Genomic DNA, 17,952 nt, shown 5'->3' with positions numbered 1-17,952 from the left:
AGTCGGTGGTCTCCAGACAAATGATGTGGAGGGAGTGCCTGTCATCCAGACAGCGCACTCGCTTTTTTTACATTTTGCATACATACAAGGCATTTCCCGGTTGAAAGGACAAAGTGAGTGGATCACCTACATGGAACGTACAACCTAGAACTGGTTATTTTATCTTACATTATTGCAGCGTTGGCTTCTTATGCAGCGCTTGATCTTGCAGGCCGGGTAAGTCTGGCTAAGGGCATGTCCCGAAATGTCTGGCTTACCTGCGGCGCAGTTTCCATGGGTTTGGGCATCTGGTCCATGCATTTTGTGGGCATGCTGGCCTTTGTTCTTCCCATGCATGTGTCGTATTCGACAGGTGAGGTCTTTCTATCCGTTCTGCTTGCAATCATTGCATCTGGTGTAGCGTTAAATATTGCAGGTCAGCAGTCAGGTAAAATAAGCAAGCTCCTGATCGCAGGAGTGCTCATGACAGCAGGTATCAGCAGCATGCATTACATCGGAATGGCGGCCATGTCGGTTACCATCACGTATGAACCAGGCAGAGTGGTGTTATCCATCCTGATCGCAGCATTAGCTTCATTTGCTGCCTTATGGCTCATGTTTTTCTTCCGGCAGCATCAGTCACGTTATACATGGGTGTACAAGATGGGCAGCGGACTCATTATGGGGATGGGCATCTCAGGCATGCATTATACGGGGATGTCAGCTGCACAATTTCATCATGCACATGATGCAATGGCTGGTTCGGGGATGCAGATTGAGCCTTCACTTCTCGCGTATCTGATCGCAGCGGGTACTTTTATTGCCTTGGGATTGACCTTGTTCGGTATCTTTATTAATCAGCGCCTATCTCAGAAGGATCGCCGGATTCATGAAAATGAACAGTGGTATCAGGCCCTCTACGAAAACCACTCCGATGCCATTATTTCGGTAGATAAGCAAGGGGCTATCAAAGGGATTAATGCTGCAGTCACACGAATTACTGGGTACCAGGAAAGCGAGATTATTCATCATTCTATTGATGAGATTTCACAGCATGTTGATATTCATTGGGCAAGTGAAATGCAGCATGTGGAATGGGATGATGATAGCCGTGAGCAGCAGCATTTCATGGGGAAAATGAAAAACGTTCAAGGGAATCTTCTTGACCTAAGTATTGCTGTGGTGCCTGTACTGATTGATGGCAAACATCAGGGAAGCCACATTCTGATCAAAGACGTTACCGAGGAGAAGCAGGCTCAGGAAAGCATTCGCCATCAGGCTCTGCATGATCCGCTGACCGGGCTTCCCAATCGACGCAAGCTGGATGATGTGCTGGAGAGCACGATCGAGACTTCTGAGGCAACAGGAAGTTCATTTGCGGTTATGGTGATGGATATTGACCGTTTCAAAATGATTAATGACTCCCTGGGACATTCCATTGGAGATGTTTTTCTTCGAGAAGTGAGCAGCAGAATTATGAGTGCAATTCAGGATTCAGACCCGAACGCGACGGATAATGTCATGCTTGCTCGTATGGGGGGCGATGAATTCACACTGGTTGTTACGAATGAGCAGGGGAATGAGGAGCGGGTGGCCGAACTGGCCGAACGGATTGTTAGAGCGATTCAGCTACCTTATCGTTTAAAGGAAAATGATTTTTACGTTACAGCCAGCATTGGGATTGCGATGTATCCGTATCATGGAACAGGAGCGGATGCGTTGTTGAAGCATGCAGACTCTGCCATGTATGAGGTCAAGAAAAACGGCAAGAACGGTTTTCAGTTTTACACGGCCCAACTGGATTCGGAGCTGTATGAACGAATTGAACTGGAAGGGTATTTGCGCAAAGCACTGGAACGAGATGAGCTGGTCTTGTATTATCAACCCCAGATACGTACAGAAGACAGCCGCATGATCGGCGTGGAGGCTTTGATTCGCTGGAATCATCCAGACAAAGGTGTTCTGTCTCCAAATGTGTTCATTCCACTAGCTGAGGAGACAGGCCTGATCTATGAGATCGGGAACTGGACACTGCGCGAAGCGTGCAGACAGATGAAGCTTTGGCATGCCAGTGGCGGACCGCTCATTCCGGTATCCGTGAACTTGTCGAGTCAGCAGTTTCATCAATCCAACCTGGTGGAGCAGGTCAAAAATGCACTCACGGAGACGGGCCTTGATGCCCGCTATCTTGAATTGGAGATTACAGAGAGCATGATGATGGATGCAACTGTATCCACAGGTATTCTAAATGAACTTACAGCGCTTGGGGTCAAAATCAGCCTGGATGATTTCGGTACAGGATATAGCTCGCTAAGTTATTTGAAGCATTTTCCAATTCATAAGCTGAAGATTGACCGTTCGTTCGTGACGGATATTACGGAGAGCCGAAGTGACCAGGCAATTGTGGCCACAATTATATCGATGGCTCAGAATCTGAAGATGGAAGTGATCGCGGAAGGGATCGAGACGAAAGGACAGCTGGATATTCTGATGCAAAATGATTGCCGCGAAATTCAGGGATATTATTTCAGCCGTCCATTGCCGGCAAGCGAAGTGGAGCATGACTTTTTTGTGCCGCTGCGGCTGCATGGAGCTCCGTCGATTCTCTGAATTCACGAAATGCCAAGCGGCAAGTCCCCGCCATATGTCAGGGACTTGTCGCTTTTTTGTGTTCTTATGATAAAAACTTGCGGTGGTGCTTCTTGCCATCGTATGTGAACCAGATCGGTTTATCTTCCACCCGTGTTTCCACATGGACGGTACGCCCCCAAAGGCGGTACAGATAAGGCAGGGTCCGTTCCATATATTTTAGATCCAGCTCAATGCCCTCATATTGATGCTTGAGCACGAGTTCACCTGTGCGCAGGTAATCGGCGTCCTGGACGACGAGATATGGAGAACCACCGTTGATGCGTGAAAATACAAGCTGATCCCGTATGTTTTGCCAGGACTTGTCGGTAATTTTCCAGTCCGGACCCTTTTTCTCGAATACATAGAGGTCGAGGTCTTCGGTTAATTGTTTGGTCATGTAATTGCGGATAAAGGAGGTATCGGAATCGAATTCGCGCACCTCAAACATTTTGGCACGACCCTGCCCAGGTTGACGCCCAAAACGTTCTCGTTCTTCCCGGGACGGGTTATCCCAGCGACGTTCAATATCCTCGAATATTTTCAGCCCTAAATAGTAGGGATTCAAACTTTGCTTGGATGGCTGCACAACGGAAGAGTTCAGTTTGGCAAATTCAATCGTATCCTCACTGTTCAGGTCCAGCTCCCGTATAATACGTTGATGCCAGTAGGAGGCCCAGCCTTCATTCATAATCTTCGTTTCCATCTGCGGCCAGAAATAGAGCATTTCCTCACGCATCATACTCATAATATCCCGTTGCCAATCCGTTAACACTTCGGAAAATTCCTGGATAAACCACATGATATCCTTCTCCGGTTCTGGCGGGAAGTGATGTACCTGTATTCCCTCCGAAGGTGGTTCTTCGGTCTGGATATCATCAAGGGACCACAAGTCATCATAGCGACCTTCCGGCCGTGGCGTTTTCTCCCCACGCTGCTCCCGCATTTTCATCTCCATATAACGTTGTTTGTCCAAATGGCGGGGTTTGATCAACTGTGGATCGACATGTTCCTGAATCGCAATAACGGCATCAATGAATGCTTCAACAGCCTCTGTACCGTATTCCATCTCATAGTTGCTAATCCGGTCTGCCGTCGCTGCCATGCTCTCCACCATATTGCGATTGGACTTGGAGAAGCGGGCATTGTTTTTGAAAAAATCGCAGTGAGCCAGCACGTGTGCGACAATGAGCTTGTTCTGAATCAGCGAGTTGCCGTCCAGCAGGAAGGCGTAACAAGGGTTGGAATTGATCACGAGCTCATAAATTTTACTGAGTCCAAAATCATATTGCATCTTCATTTTATGAAAAGTCTTCCCGAAGCTCCAGTGACTGAACCGGGTCGGCATACCGTACGCTCCAAAGGTATAGATGATATCAGCAGGGCATATTTCATAACGCATCGGATAATAATCCAGGCCGAATCCATCGGCCACTTCCATAATCTCGGCAATGGCGTATTCAAGGTCGCGGATTTCGTCTGTCATCTTACGCTGCCTCCTTCCCGTTTCTGGAAAAAGCTGCGCAAAGCTTTGTACACTTCGCCTTTTTCTTTGATCACATAATACATGAACTGGTCGATCTTGATATGACGATAAGCGGACATGAGTGTGCTGCTGCGGTTGTACTGGTTCACCTCGCCATAACCAAACATGTTGCTGCGCTTCATCAGTTCCCCAATCAGTTTGACACACCGCTCATTATCCGAGGTCAGGTTATCCCCGTCCGAGAAGTGAAAAGGGTAGATGTTGTAGCTGGAAGGCGGATAACGACTATCAATAATTTCCAGTGCCTTCATATATACAGAGGAGCAGATGGTGCCTCCACTTTCGCCGCGGGTGAAAAATTCCTCCTCGGTCACTTCCTTGGCTTCGGTATGATGGGCGAGGAAAACAATCTCGACCTTCTCATACTGACGGCGGAGGAAACGGGTCATCCAGAAGAAAAAGCTGCGTGCGCAATATTTCTCAAAGGAGCCCATAGACCCGGAAGTGTCCATCATGGCAATAATGACCGCATTGGACTGTGGAATGATTTTGTCTTCCCACGTCTTGTAACGCAGATCATCCGGACTGATATGGTGAATACCCGGATTGCCGGTCGTGGCGTTGCGGCGCAAGTTCTCCAATATAGTACGTTTCTTGTCAATATTGGACTGCATGCCTTTTTTGCGAATATCGTTGAATACCACCGTATGTGTCTCAATCTGATCCTTGTCTTTTTGCTTCAGATCCGGAAGCTCCAGTTCTGAAAAAAGCATATCTTCCAATTCCTCAATGCTTACCTCGGCTTCAACGATGTCATGCCCGGGCTGATCTCCGGCTTTTTCACCTTTGCCTGGCTTCTTCGAAGCGGGATCACGACCGATGACATCCCCGACCTGACTGTCACCGTCTCCCTGCCCCACATGTTTTTGCTTTTGGTAGTTATACACAAAACGGTACTCATCCAGACTGCGGATTGGTACCTTGATGATTTGTTGTCCATCGGACATAATGATGTTTTCTTCAGTAATCAAATCAGGCAGATTCTGCTTGATGACATCTTTAACCTTTTGCTGATGGCGTTGCTGGTCCTGGTACCCTTTGCGGTGAAGCGACCAATCTTCCCGGGATACGACGAACGAGTAAGGCTGGTGTGAATTTGACATGTAGGCACCCCCCATTGATTACGCGGCACAGTTTGGCCTGTCGGTAATTAAGTATATTCACGGGCGGGGACGATATGTGATGCGTGAGTAGATAAAATGATACAATTACGCGAGTTTCCCTTATGTGATCAACTAAAATTGTACAGATCGTCCTTAACTTTTTTACAGAAACGATGAACAAGTGTGTCGAACTTCCATTACAATAGGGACAGGTGTTTACTTGGCATCCCTCAGAGGGATGTGTGCAAAGGAAGGATACCATTTGGATAAACGGGCAGTTAAGGCATGGATTATGTATGATTGGGCCAACTCGGCCTATGCGACGACGGTACTTGCAGCCGTTCTTCCCGTCTTCTACGCTTCCGTGGCTGCAGCTACACTGGCTGCAGATACCGCAGCATCTTATCTGGCGTACACCCATTCCATCGGCATGTTATGCGTAGCGCTGTTAACACCATTGCTGGGGACATTAGCGGATTTATCGGGACGCAAAGGTGATTTTCTGCGAGTATTCTCCATCATAGGTATTATCGCAACACTCGGATTCAGCATCATTGGGGAGGGAGACTGGCTGCTCGCTTCTGCGCTGCTGGTCATTTCGACGATCGGTTTTGCGGGTGGTAACACGTTCTATGATGCGATGCTGCCTGATCTGGTGTCAGCGGACCGAAGAGATATGGTCTCCTCTAAAGGCTATGCTTATGGTTATATTGGTGGAGGATTGCTGCTTGCGATCAATATGCTCATGATTCAGCAGCCTGGGCGGTTTGGGATGGCGAGCACACTTGCGGGAACGAGACTTGCTTTTATCTCCGTAGCGTTGTGGTGGTTGGTATTTTCCATTCCGTTATTCCGCCATGCACCACGCCGTCCTGCAGCACCGGACATGCCCAAGTCATGGAAAGCATATGTCGGTGTGGGCGTGCGCAGACTTGGCCAAACTTTTCGCCAGATCCGGCGTTTTCCGCAGCTGATGCGCATGCTGGTTGCTTTCTGGTTTTTCAATGACGGCATTAATACGATTATCCTGATGGCAACAATTTATGGAACAAGCATTGGGATCGGGACAGCAGATCTGATGCTGGCCTTGCTGCTGACCCAGTTTATCGGGTTCCCTTGCACATTGCTGCTGGGGGCATGGGCACAGCGCTGGGGCGCGAAGCAGGTGTTGATGGTAAGCTTGTCCATATACATATGCATCGTCATCTTGGGGTATTTCATGACATCAGCCATCCATTTTTATCTGCTCGCCGGGCTGGTTGGCGTAGTGCAGGGCGTAAGTCAATCGACAGCGCGCTCCTTATTCAGTAACTTGATGCCTGCTGGCAGAACCGGAGAATATTTTGGATTTGTGAATATTACAGGCAAATTCTCTTCCATTTTTGGGCCGTTTGTATTTGGGTGGGTAGGCCAATTAACAGGGTCAACCCGTTGGGGGATTCTGTCTCTAATTTTCTTTTTCGCCGCTGGGATTGCAATGTTATTAACGGTTAAAGTGCAGCAGGGTGTGTTGGATGCGATTCAGGCGGATCAGGAAGAAGGACAAGACTGGAGGTACCATCCCATTTCGGGGAAAGGCTCAGAGGCTAGATCGACTGGATGAGTGGTTATTAACGTTTTATAGCTAATGTTCTATAGCTAATGTTCATCATTATTAATAGTAGCTCCGTGGGCCTGTTTATTCGTAAACGGCTCGGGAGCTTTTTCATGTTTATGCAACAGTTATAGATGGTGAGGCTCATAGAACAAGTATAAGTGCTTAAACGACAGAGAACAGAATAGAGTAGATAGAAAGATATTATGAAAAGGTGAAAATAAAAGATTGACATGATACATTTTGTATCATAGAGTAAAAGTATGAATACATATCGTATCTAAAGATTGTCGAAAGTACATCATCCATTTTACCTATTCCCAGATGGGAATATTAGCGGATATTGATATAAAGACCTATACCAACTGCATGCTTATTTTAATTTTACAGAGGAGAGGCTGCCATTGGTAGATGTTCATGGTAACGGACTTGTCTTACTCCTATGTGTACCTCGCAGTGGAAGTTCGCTATCCACCGTGATGCTGCAAAATCACAGCCGTGTATTTGCTACACAGGAGATGTGGTTTCTGATGAATCTTGTAGATTTGCAGAAGGCTGACTCCCGCCCCTATGGTGGAAGTGCAATCATCCGTCAATTTTACAGCGCTATGGTATCAGACAAAGGCTTTGAGAAGGCGTGCAGAAGCTTTGCTCTTGAAATCTATAACGGATTTCTGGAGGGGAGCGGGGCAGACTTCATCGTAGATAAATCTCCTCGTTACTATTATATGCTGGAATGGCTTGATCGCCTGTTTCCACAGTCCAAGCGCATTCATCTCCAGCGTAACCCCCTTGCCATAGCTGCTTCCTACAAAAAGGTAAACCGCCATACAGGAGAAGGATTCGAGCTGATTGGCAGCTTGCAAAGTCCGAACCTTAATATGAAAGCAGTTGATCTTACATTGGGTGTGCTCCGTTTGAACGATTATTTTGCGGACAAACACACAAATGCCTATGAAGTTCAGTACGAACAACTTGTCTCCAATCCTCGGGACGAAATGGAAAAGCTCTGCGGTTTCCTTGGCATCGGATATGAAGAGGGAATAGAACAATATGGACGCTTTGTGGATAGTACAAAGTCGAATATGTTCTATAGTATGGGTGTCGGTGATCCGTTTCTGTCCTCGCATCAGGAAGCTCATCAAGATTCTGTTAACAACTGGAAAAAAATACTCGATCCACAGGAAATTGAATTGTATTGCCGGGTGATCGGTGCAGATCTGTTCCATCGGATGGGCTACAGTGAACAGCTCGAAGAAGCGGAGCGATGGACGCGTGTACGTTACGAAGCTGCCCCCGACAAGGAAGTCATTTCCAAGCTAACGCATCAATTCTCCGAAGCAACGGGCAGCAGCTGGCAGGAAGGTTATCGGATGCAGCCTGTAGAGCTAACGGGTAATACTCCAGATGGAAACAGGGATAGTCGGGCAGCGAATGAACCCGATGCGATTGACCCGACACTGGCCGCACTGGCAACGATCAGGCAGTTGGAAGCTGCATTACGTGCAGCCGATAATCGGCTGGAGCGAGGGTACAACGAGCGGGAACGATTGAAGGTACAGCTTGCCTCTGCTCACAGCAAGATTCAGCGTATCAAATCCTTGATTCCGTTTGGTAACCAGATAAGCGCCTGGGCTTCACAGCGCAAGATACTCCGGGGAGGAAAGTCATGAGCGCTATAGCAGGAATTGTTCATACCGATGGTCAGCAAGCGTTATGGGAGGACAGTTGGCGCTTATATGCCAGTCTGGGCCACGTTCCGGCGGATACAACAGGTGTCTGGAAAGGCAATGAAGCCTTCCTGAGCTGCCACGCCCAGTGGATTACGCCGGAGTCGGTCAGCGAGCAATTACCCTTATATGATGAAGTGAGCGGTCTGACCATCACGTCGGATGCCATTTTGGATAATCGGGAGCAGCTGGCAGATCAACTGTCCATATCAAGAGCGGAGTTAGCCGGATTGTCGGATAGTGAACTGATCCTGCGAGCCTATCAGCGTTGGGATGAACATATGGCCGAGAAGCTGCTTGGCGATTTCGCCTTCGCAATCTGGGATGATCGCAAGCGCAGACTCTTCGCTGCCAGAGATATTACGGGCATGAGATCCTTTTATTTTCGGCATGATGGTGAGCGGTTTGCCTTCTGTACTTTAATGAATCCGTTGCTGCAGTTGGAAGGTGTACATAAAGAACTGGATGAAACCTGGTTGTCCGAATTTCTTGCCATTCCCGACATGCATGACTCAGCAGATATCCATTCTACGGTCTATCGTGGAGTGAGTCAGCTGCCCCCTGCCCATACGCTTAGCTTCAGGGATGGAAGGCTGGAACAGAAACAATATCATCGCTGGGACGAAGTGGAGCCTTTAAAACTCAAGTCCGACGGGGAATATGTAGAGGCATTCCGGGAGGTATTTGGTCAAGCTGTTGGATCACGTTTGCGAACGCATCGACAGGTGGCTGCTGCTTTAAGCGGAGGGCTGGATTCTGGAGCTGTGGTTGGATTTGCTTCAGGAACACTGCGGAGACAAGGGAAAATGTTAAATGCGTACAGCTATGTTCCAGTGTCTGATTTTACGGATTATACATCAAAAACACTGTTAGCAGATGAACGGCCGTTTATCCAGTCTACGGTTAATCATGTCGGCAATATCTCGGAGAATTATCTTGATTTTGAGGGAAGAAGCCCACTTAGTGAGGTAGACACCTGGCTTGATATTATGGAAATGCCTTATAAATACTTTGAGAACTCCTTCTGGATTCGTGGTTTCTATGAAAAAGCGAGCCAGCAGGATGCAGGCATTCTGTTGACGGGAGCACGGGGCAACTTCACGGTCTCCTGGGGCCCAGCACTTGATTATTACGCCAGCTTACTAAAAAGCGGACGCTGGTTCCGGTGGATCCGGGAAATGCAGCAGTACAGTGAACGTACCGGGATGAAATTCTCACGAATTGCCAAAATTACGGGCCGTAAAGCGTATCCGGAATTGTTCAAATCCATGTCAAAGGGCGCTGCCCAAGCCGCATCGGTGCAATTAATCCACCCGGAGTTTGCTAGGCGAACAGGCGTATTGGAACGGCTCAAATCCATTATCGTTCTGCAAGGCGGTGCTCAGGCAGATGCGCTCAAAGTACGGGCAGAGAAATTCAACAACCTGGCCATTGCAAACAAAAATGGTGCTGTCGCCACCAAATGTTCTCTTCGTTATCGGGCATGGGAGCGTGATCCTACGAGTGACGCCAGAGTGATCCGTTTCTGTCTGTCGGTACCGATTGAACAATATGTTAATCAAGGGACGGACCGTGCCTTGATTCGGCGGGCTACATCACCTGAATTACCTGACAAAGTGAGGTTAAACCAGCGAGTGCGCGGAGTTCAGCCAGCGGATTGGTTGCACCGCATGATTCCCAATTGGGGCGATTTTACTGCCGAATTGCGTGCGTTATGTTCTGACAGCCGGGTCGCTGGCATATTGAACACAGAGCGCATCAAGTCCGCACTTGCGAATTTTCCAAGCCCTCGGCCGGAGCTGGCTTCCCACCCTGACTTGCGGTTGATGATGCATAGCCTGATCGTGTATCGATTCATCCGAAAGTTCTGATGCAGCGTCAGTTGACTCATGAGAGGAGGTGAACACGATGCAAATGGAAAAAAAGGAATGGCAAGCACCAGCACTGGAAGTATTGGAAGTGAACCAAACGATGGCAGGCATAGGTTACAGAGAGATCGACTGGGTAACTGTCCACGATGCTGACCTTTACAATCCGTCTACTTCCTAAGTTATTAAGCTTTAACCTGTGCCATTATACTTAAAGGGCGGAAAGGAAACAAATTCATCTTTTCGCCTCCGCCCTTATATTTGAGCATTATGAATATATGGGCTTTTTTATTTACATGAAGATTTGCAAAGGAGGAATCATTCATTGTTGCCTGTGCAGTATGAAGCTTATGGCTTGCGTTGGGTGAGCCAGTTTCCATTGCCCGAACTCCAAATCGTACAAGGCGGTGCAGATTTAGATACCTCCACTGTTGATGTATACATCCAGGTAGCTGATTTGAAAACACGTTGGAACGAGTGGGACGTGGGGAGAGACAACTTTGTTGCCCGGGATGGAAGTCTTTTTTTTCGAATTGAGGATATCGGTCTTTTTTTTATGGAACAGGGAAACAGAATCATAGTATCTCCTGAACCAGGAGCTGACAATAAAAAGGTGCGATTATTTATTTTGGGCACATGTATGGCCGTCATTATGATGCAACGCAGCATTTTGCCTCTACATGGGAGCGCAGTGGTCATTGATGGCTGGGCATATGCATTTGTAGGACATTCAGGTGCAGGCAAATCCACTTTGTCCGCAGCACTTGCTTCGCGTGGTTATCCGCTCTTGACGGATGATGTTGTGGCACTGACGTGGGATGCAGGTGGTAGAGCGATTGTATCGCCCGGGTATCCGCAGCAAAAGTTGTGGCAGCCCAGCCTGGACGGATTCGGGATGAAGGAGCAGGATTATGCAACCGTGCATGCGGAGATTACGAAATATGCGATTCCTGTCCAGCACTATTTTCATGATAGATCTGTTCCGCTTGCTGCTGTATTTGAGCTTGATCCAAAGCCGGAGGAAGTACAAATACCTGTTCAACTGATGGAGGTTTCTGGATTGGAACGCCTTCACATGCTGTGCTCTCATACATTTCGTAGTGGACTTGTTTACAGGCAGGGTCTGGCACAATGGCTGTTCGAGACGGTTTCACGGCTGTCCGCAAGTATCGAAGTCTTCAGAATCACAAGATCAGGACCTGATTTTACTGCGTTTGAGATGGCAGACCGGATTATCGATCATGTACGTAAAGGAGTGTATACAGGAAATGACAACAATTAAACCAATGAATGGCGAAGATCGTGTAATGCGTAAGGAAGGCAACCTAGTCAGTGATATGGGCGGAGAGAAAGTCATGATGAGCATTCATACCGGAAAGTACTATAACCTCGGCAGCACGGGTGGACGCATCTGGGATCTGCTGAGTGAAGAACGAACATTAACCGAATTGGTTGAAGTATTAGCTTCAGAATATGAGATCGAATCAGACATATGCCAAGATCAGGTTGTGCAATTTCTTGATCATCTGACACAAGAAGGTTTAATTGAAGTTACCCGCGGAGAATAGAGCCATGTTACGTAAAATAAAAGCTTATTTCTCGTTGCCACGTGAAATTCGTGGATTGGTGTGGGAGGCTTACATCCATCTTGGATGGGCACGCATACTTAAGGCGATGCCTTTTGCCAAGATTGCTCCTGGTCTCGGTACACCGATGTACGAAACGCCGATGACGGGACTCGATCGAAGTGATGTGACGACGATACGAAATATCTCCAAAGCCATACTCATTGCCAGCAGGTATACATTATGGGAAAGCCGTTGTCTGGTGATGGCTATTGCTGCGATGAAGATGCTGGAACGCCGTAAAGTGGAGAGTACTCTATATATGGGTACTGCACGGAATGAACAAGGCCAAATGATGGCACACGCATGGCTGAGAAGTGGGAAATTAATTGTGACCGGAGCAGATACAATGGACCAATATACGGTTGTCGGCGTGTTTGGCAAGCGGTGTCCTGAGAAGGGAGCTGGGGAGATTGTCTATGATACATGAGTGGGAACCATATACAGCGGATTTTCCGCAGGAGCTTAAGCTGATTTTGAGCATGATTAAAGGCGATCTAACAGCAACAACCTCTGAGGACGCCCAAATAGGGATGAAGGGGATGGACTGGCAGCTCTTTTTGCAGCTCGCCCATCATCATCGACTGTACTCTGTTCTCTATCTGAACATAAAAGAGTTGGATTCAGCGCTTATTCCCGCTTTTGTAGTGGAAAACCTGAGGCAGCAATATACAGCCAATACGTTCCGCATGTTACATCTGACAGCAGAGATGGAGCAGGTGTGTGGCGCTTTTCGTGAACGAGGCATTCGAAATATTACGCTCAAGGGGCCTGCGCTGGCACATGATCTATACGGAGATATTTCTTTGCGGACCTCTAAAGATCTGGACATTCTCATTCCGTTTGATGATGTGGAGAGCGCGGAAGAGATCCTTGAATCACTTGGTTATGAATCGAAGGAAGGTAAGAGAACACCAACCGTTGTCAGCTGGAAATGGCGGGAACATCACATCTGTTACAAACACCCGGTGAAAAGAACCCAAGTCGAGATCCATTGGCGGCTTAACCCGGATTCCGGAAGAGAAACCGATTTTGAATTACTGTGGAAACGCAGCCGATTCAGCACTTATACCCAGACGCCTGTCCGTATGCTGGAAAGGGAGGATCTGTGGGCATATTTGGTCACACACGGCGCAAGACATGGATGGTTCAGACTGCGCTGGTTACTGGACATCGACCAGATGATTCGCAATATGCCACTGGATGTCAAAAAAGTGGAGCGACGCCTGAAAGCAGAAGGCAGATTATCTATCGGTGCACAAGCTCTTCATCTGGCTTCGGTATTAATGAACACTCCTCTGGATGCCAATTATCTTGCTTTGTTGTCTGCTCACGAACGTGCGGGAGAGAAATTAGCCAGACGTGGCGTAATGTTCATGAATGAGATGATTGAGAGTCCGGCAGATGTAAAGAGTTATCGTTCTTATTTGTTTGCACTGCGAAGCACAAGGCAGAAGCTGTTTTTCTTCATCGAACGTTTGTATCCGAGTACCTGGGATGTAGATCAACTACCGCTTCCGCGTTCACTACATTTTTTGTATTTTCCGTTACGTCCGTTTCTCTGGTTCTGGCGGCGAATCAAAAGGAACACGATGACGGAGAGGGGATAACGTATGATTTCGGAACTGCAATTTTTTATGCGCAAGCTGCATCGTGTAACGGGCCCAGTGTTGTATTGGAACCTGCTGGGCATGATCTGCATCAGTCTGATGGAAGGAATCGGCATATATATGCTCGTTCCCATGTTAAGTCTTATTGGTATTTTTGAAATGGGTTCAACAGGTCTGCATTTACCCTGGATATCAGAATTTTTAAATCGTTTTCCGGAAAATGGCCGGCTGCTTCTGGTGCTGCTGACCTTTGTCCTTATTGTCTCTGGACAGGCGTGGCTACAACGTCTTCAGACGATTCGCAACACTCGCATTCAGCAGCAATTTGTTCGAACGCTGCGCATGGAAACCTATCGTGCCATCATTATGGCGCAGTGGTCTTTTTTTCTCCAAAAACGAAAATCCGATTTTAATCATATATTAACGACCGAACTTGCCCGTGTCAGTCAGGGAACGAATATTATGCTGCAAATGGCGGCTTCCTTGATCTTTACCGGTATTCAAATCGGTCTGGCCTTCTGGTTGTCTGCCAAGTTAACTACCCTTGTCTTGGTCTGCGGATTGGTGTTATTTGTGGTCTTGAGAAAATTCGTGAAACGGGCAAAACAGATTGGTGATCAGACGTCGGAATATTCCCAGAGCTATTATAACGGTATTACAGAGCACTTTAACGGAATCAAGGATATTAAGAGCAATATGCTCGAAAAATCACATATTCACTGGTTTGAACGTATGTGTGGGCGGATTGAGCGTAACGTGATTCAGTTCAGCCAGTTGAACAGTGGTACACAATTGATTCATCGAATATCGGCGGCGGTCATTATTGCTGCTTTTATCTATTTATCTCTACATGTGCTCGCTGTCCCTCCGGCAAGTTTATTGCTCATCATTCTGATCTTTTCACGGTTGTGGCCACGATTCACTTCCATTCAATCCAATCTGGAGTATATGAGTTCCATGCTGCCCGCGTTTCAGATTGTGAGAGAGTTACAGACAGAGACCGAGAAAAGCCGTGAGATTAGCGAGCAAACGGTTAATGCTGGTGAACCATATGATCAGGAGCTAACGGTTCCCGGTCCACGATCAGTTAGAATGAAGGCCCAGGTCAAGCCGAATGAGCAGGAAGATGGCGATGTGCCGCCTATTGAACCCTTGGTGCTTAAGGAGTCCATCGAGTGTCAGCAAGTCAATTATCGCTACGAAGGCAGTGATTCCTACTCATTATTCGAAGCGTATGCATCCATCCCTGCGAGAGGTATGACGGCTATTGTAGGCAAGTCGGGAGCTGGGAAGAGCACGATGATTGATCTAATTATGGGCCTCATTCGTCCGGAGAGCGGTCAGATTTTGGTGGATGGGTTGCCGTTAACCGAGAATCGATTGTTAGCCTGGAGGAGTTCAATCGGTTATGTCTCTCAGGACCCTTTTCTGTTTCATACGAGCATTCGTGAAAATTTGCGCCTGGTTGATCCAAATGCCAGTGAGGAACAGATGTGGCAGGCATTACAGTTTTCTTCGTCTGCAGCGTTTGTCCGCAAACTTCCGCAAGGACTGGATACCATCATTGGAGATCGGGGCATTCGCTTATCTGGCGGTGAACGTCAGCGTTTGGTGCTTGCCCGCGCCATGCTTCGGAACCCTTCTGTATTGGTATTGGATGAGGCGACGAGTGCGCTGGATAGTGAGAACGAACAGCATATTCACGAGGCCCTCGAGCGTCTGAAAGGGCATGTTACCGTTATTGTTATTGCCCACCGATTATCCACCATTCGAACAGCGGATCGAGTGATTGTATTGGATGAGGGCCGGGTTATTCAACAAGGGGGTTATCAGCAATTGTCTACTGATCCGGTGGGAACGTTCAGCAAACTGTTGAATATGCAGGCGGGTGTCGTGGGGCAATGAAGCTCTCGGTAAATCCGGAAATAAACAAATCAAAAAGGCGCGCCATTAGAGGCAGCGCCTTTGATCTATATGTAGCAGGAAAGTAATTCAATCTGATTGCCATCTTCAATTAATGAACGATCGTATTGCTAACAGGTTGCGGCAGCTGAAAAGCACCCACACGTTCCAGATGCTGCACAATTTCATGCACGGCTTCTTCGATGGATAGCTCTTCGGTATCAATAATCAGTGTAGGATCTTCCGGAATATCATAAGGGGCCGAAATCCCTGTGAAATGTGGAATAGCGCCGCTGCGGGCCTTTTTGTAAAGTCCCTTCGGATCACGGCGTTCGCATTCTTCGATCGAACAACGAACATAAATTTCAATGAAATCATCAGCATCAAACAGCTGTCTAACCCTACTCCGGTCTTGTGCATCTGGCGAGATAAAGGCGGAAAGAACAAATAACCCGGCATCTACCATCAGCTTGGATACTTCACCAATCCGGCGCAGATTTTCTTGCCGATCCTCGGCCGTGAACCCAAGATCCCGATTCAGTCCATGACGTACGTTATCCCCATCAAGTACGTAACAATGAACCCCTTTTTCATACAGGTACTGCTCCAGGGCAAATGCAAGCGAGGATTTTCCTGCACCGGATAAGCCGGTAAACCATAAGGCACGACTGCGATGACCGTTATGCTTCTCCCTGTCCTGCCTGTTTAAGCTGGATTGCTGCCAGGTAATGTTACGCTCTTCCTTTGACATGAATATCCGCCTCTTCCTAGTTATGTTATGTATAATATTTTAACATATTTACAAAATTATAGCACCTTCTGAATTTGACGGAATGTAGCGTGAACCAACGACAATTCGGGTATAGATGTAGTACATACATAGCAGGAGGAACACCAACATGAACAATAACATACACAACATACAGGTTTATTTCCAGTGCGCGGATTGCGATCAGGATATCCAGGTCATCTTTGCTCAAGAGCAGATCAGTGCGGTTCGCTGTTCAGGATGTGGCAGGGCATACACCTTGATGAAGCCTACCATTGGTGACGAGATTTTGCTTGATTGGGAACAGGAGGCTCTATATCATAAATTGCGGGCAGATCGCTCTGAACATGATAACCATAATATGTCTGCCCTCATTATTAAAGTTATTGAACTGCTAACCTGGCGGGATAGTGGTGACGGTCAGACACGTGCGATAGAAATGGTTAAAGAGTGGCTGGCTTCCAGTGGGAAACCTCAGACATTACTTGAATTGTTTCAACATCCCGAGCGAGACAATAAACGGTTTTGAATGGAAAAATGAGAAGTGTGGCCCCATTGGTGTATGTAGGTGAAGTGATCTGTAATCAAAAAATTACATACATTAGCTGTTCCTGTGGCATATTACCTGAAGGTGTTCGTGATAGGAAACGACAAACCGAATTTTCAGGAACAGGAGCGGATAGCAATGAAGCGAATGGTTCTTTACATGCTGCTGGCTATATTAACGTTCGGTGTACTACCGGCACATACTGAAGCATCGCCAATAAATGGAGCTTATCACTTTGGCTTCAAAAAAAGCCAAAACGGCCAGTTGCCTTCCATTGATCAGGAAGGATTCAAGGAGATATTGCAGCATAACGATGCCATTTTCCTGGGGGATACGAAACAGAAAGAGCTGTATCTTACGTTTGATAACGGCTATGAAAATGGGTTTACGCCAGCTATATTGGATGTTCTGCGCGACAAAAAAGTGCCAGCTGCTTTTTTTGTCACCGGACATTATCTGAAAGACCAGCCTGAATTGGTAAAGCGAATGTCGGCAGAAGGCCATATTGTGGGAAACCACTCCTGGAGCCATCCCGATATGACCCGGGTTTCCAATGAAAAAATAAGAACAGAGCTTGAGCAGGTACGATCTGAGGTCAATCGGTTAACTGGACAGCAAGCGACCTTCTTGCGTCCACCACGTGGCATTTTCAACAACCGGACGCTCGCAGAGAGCCACGCCCAAGGTTACATTAATGTGTTTTGGTCCGTTGCCTATAAAGATTGGGATACCAAAGTGCAACGTGGTACAGAGTATGCACGTCAGCAAGTCCTGAAACAGCTTCATCCGGGAGCAGTCATTCTGCTTCACTCTGTGTCGAAGGATAACACGGAGGCGCTCGCCTCCATCATTGATGAGGCACGTAAGCAAGGCTATGCGTTCAAAAGTTTGAATGACCTGAAAACAAAAAGTTATTAATGTTACATGTTTACACTAAAAAAAGGGCATCCTTAGCTATAAAATGTACCCCTTGTAAAGGACAATTTAAAAAAGGTTAGGCAACTTCAAGCTGCTGTCTGTATTTTGCAGGCGGTAGCTTTTTCAAATTCCA

Annotated in this window: 15 protein-coding genes; 12 read left to right on the top strand and 3 right to left on the bottom strand. The window is 47.3% G+C overall.

Going from position 1 to position 17,952, the window contains the following annotated elements:
• Positions 1-117: 117 nt before the first annotated feature.
• The gene (locus BMW94_RS21740) at positions 118-2,589 is read left to right on the top strand and encodes a bifunctional diguanylate cyclase/phosphodiesterase (RefSeq protein ID WP_091001009.1); all 2,472 of its coding nucleotides are present in this window, start codon (positions 118-120) and stop codon (positions 2,587-2,589) included.
• A gap of 64 nt (positions 2,590-2,653) precedes the next feature.
• Here BMW94_RS21740 and BMW94_RS21735 read toward each other — a convergent pair whose 3' ends face one another.
• Positions 2,654-4,093, bottom strand: coding sequence for a SpoVR family protein (locus tag BMW94_RS21735; protein ID WP_091001008.1), 1,440 nt, complete (start codon positions 4,091-4,093; stop codon positions 2,654-2,656).
• Complete coding sequence (yhbH, locus tag BMW94_RS21730; RefSeq protein ID WP_091001007.1) at positions 4,090-5,256, bottom strand: sporulation protein YhbH; 1,167 nt, start codon at positions 5,254-5,256, stop codon at positions 4,090-4,092. Before yhbH ends, BMW94_RS21735 begins: the two co-directional genes overlap by 4 nt.
• 262 nt (positions 5,257-5,518) lie before the next feature.
• On the opposite strand from yhbH, the gene BMW94_RS21725 reads away from it, so the two are divergent.
• The 9 genes from BMW94_RS21725 to BMW94_RS21690 all read left to right on the top strand — a co-directional run bounded on the left by BMW94_RS21725 (position 5,519) and on the right by BMW94_RS21690 (position 15,588).
• Entirely contained in the window at positions 5,519-6,859 is a 1,341-nt protein-coding gene (locus BMW94_RS21725; RefSeq protein WP_091001006.1) for an MFS transporter, read from the top strand.
• Between the two features lie 395 nt (positions 6,860-7,254).
• Complete coding sequence (locus BMW94_RS21720) at positions 7,255-8,523, top strand: sulfotransferase family protein (protein WP_091001005.1); 1,269 nt, start codon at positions 7,255-7,257, stop codon at positions 8,521-8,523.
• Positions 8,520-10,451 (top strand): asparagine synthase-related protein, encoded by a 1,932-nt coding sequence (locus BMW94_RS21715; protein WP_091001004.1) that lies wholly within the window; start codon positions 8,520-8,522, stop codon positions 10,449-10,451. Before BMW94_RS21720 ends, BMW94_RS21715 begins: the two co-directional genes overlap by 4 nt.
• A 37-nt stretch (positions 10,452-10,488) precedes the next feature.
• The gene (locus BMW94_RS30255; protein ID WP_175480803.1) at positions 10,489-10,629 is read left to right on the top strand and encodes a paeninodin family lasso peptide; all 141 of its coding nucleotides are present in this window, start codon (positions 10,489-10,491) and stop codon (positions 10,627-10,629) included.
• 144 nt (positions 10,630-10,773) lie between these two features.
• On the top strand, positions 10,774-11,730 hold the full coding sequence (locus BMW94_RS21710) for an HPr kinase/phosphorylase (RefSeq protein WP_091001003.1): 957 nt from the start codon (positions 10,774-10,776) through the stop codon (positions 11,728-11,730).
• Positions 11,717-12,016: a lasso peptide biosynthesis PqqD family chaperone gene (locus BMW94_RS21705; protein WP_091001002.1), complete on the top strand. Its 300-nt coding sequence runs from the start codon at positions 11,717-11,719 to the stop codon at positions 12,014-12,016. The genes BMW94_RS21710 and BMW94_RS21705 overlap by 14 nt, the downstream gene beginning before the upstream one ends.
• 4 nt (positions 12,017-12,020) lie before the next feature.
• On the top strand, positions 12,021-12,503 hold the full coding sequence (locus tag BMW94_RS21700; RefSeq protein ID WP_091001001.1) for a lasso peptide biosynthesis B2 protein: 483 nt from the start codon (positions 12,021-12,023) through the stop codon (positions 12,501-12,503).
• A complete protein-coding gene (locus BMW94_RS21695) occupies positions 12,493-13,683 on the top strand; it encodes a nucleotidyltransferase domain-containing protein (protein WP_091001000.1) in 1,191 nt (396 codons plus the stop codon). The genes BMW94_RS21700 and BMW94_RS21695 overlap by 11 nt, the downstream gene beginning before the upstream one ends.
• Positions 13,684-13,686: 3 nt before the next feature.
• On the top strand, positions 13,687-15,588 hold the full coding sequence (locus BMW94_RS21690) for an ABC transporter ATP-binding protein (protein WP_091000999.1): 1,902 nt from the start codon (positions 13,687-13,689) through the stop codon (positions 15,586-15,588).
• 109 nt (positions 15,589-15,697) lie between these two features.
• Here the strand turns inward: BMW94_RS21690 and cysC are convergent, their stop codons facing one another.
• Positions 15,698-16,336, bottom strand: a complete 639-nt coding sequence (gene cysC / locus BMW94_RS21685) for an adenylyl-sulfate kinase (RefSeq protein WP_091000998.1) — start codon at positions 16,334-16,336, stop codon at positions 15,698-15,700.
• A gap of 148 nt (positions 16,337-16,484) precedes the next feature.
• Between cysC and BMW94_RS21680 the strand changes: the two genes are divergently transcribed.
• On the top strand, positions 16,485-16,883 hold the full coding sequence (locus tag BMW94_RS21680; protein WP_091000997.1) for a hypothetical protein: 399 nt from the start codon (positions 16,485-16,487) through the stop codon (positions 16,881-16,883).
• A gap of 156 nt (positions 16,884-17,039) precedes the next feature.
• Positions 17,040-17,819, top strand: a complete 780-nt coding sequence (gene pdaA, locus BMW94_RS21675; RefSeq protein WP_091000996.1) for a delta-lactam-biosynthetic de-N-acetylase — start codon at positions 17,040-17,042, stop codon at positions 17,817-17,819.
• The last annotated feature ends 133 nt before the right edge of the window (positions 17,820-17,952 follow it).

Origin of the sequence: Paenibacillus sp. OK003, assembly GCF_900109515.1 — a bacterium.
Lineage (GTDB): Bacteria > Bacillota > Bacilli > Paenibacillales > Paenibacillaceae > Paenibacillus > Paenibacillus marchantiae.
This window is presented reverse-complemented; position numbering and strand designations above follow the sequence as displayed.

Excerpts from the sequence above, each read along its gene's own strand:
- BMW94_RS21735 (WP_091001008.1), bottom strand. The coding sequence starts at position 4,093 with ATGACAGACGAAATCCGCGACCTTGAATACGCCATTGCCGAGATTATG.
- yhbH (WP_091001007.1), bottom strand. The coding sequence starts at position 5,256 with ATGTCAAATTCACACCAGCCTTACTCGTTCGTCGTATCCCGGGAAGAT.
- BMW94_RS21715 (WP_091001004.1), top strand. The coding sequence starts at position 8,520 with ATGAGCGCTATAGCAGGAATTGTTCATACCGATGGTCAGCAAGCGTTA.
- BMW94_RS30255 (WP_175480803.1), top strand. The coding sequence starts at position 10,489 with ATGCAAATGGAAAAAAAGGAATGGCAAGCACCAGCACTGGAAGTATTG.
- BMW94_RS21705 (WP_091001002.1), top strand. The coding sequence starts at position 11,717 with ATGACAACAATTAAACCAATGAATGGCGAAGATCGTGTAATGCGTAAG.
- BMW94_RS21700 (WP_091001001.1), top strand. The coding sequence starts at position 12,021 with ATGTTACGTAAAATAAAAGCTTATTTCTCGTTGCCACGTGAAATTCGT.
- BMW94_RS21695 (WP_091001000.1), top strand. The coding sequence starts at position 12,493 with ATGATACATGAGTGGGAACCATATACAGCGGATTTTCCGCAGGAGCTT.
- BMW94_RS21690 (WP_091000999.1), top strand. The coding sequence starts at position 13,687 with ATGATTTCGGAACTGCAATTTTTTATGCGCAAGCTGCATCGTGTAACG.
- cysC (WP_091000998.1), bottom strand. The coding sequence starts at position 16,336 with ATGTCAAAGGAAGAGCGTAACATTACCTGGCAGCAATCCAGCTTAAAC.
- BMW94_RS21680 (WP_091000997.1), top strand. The coding sequence starts at position 16,485 with ATGAACAATAACATACACAACATACAGGTTTATTTCCAGTGCGCGGAT.
- pdaA (WP_091000996.1), top strand. The coding sequence starts at position 17,040 with ATGAAGCGAATGGTTCTTTACATGCTGCTGGCTATATTAACGTTCGGT.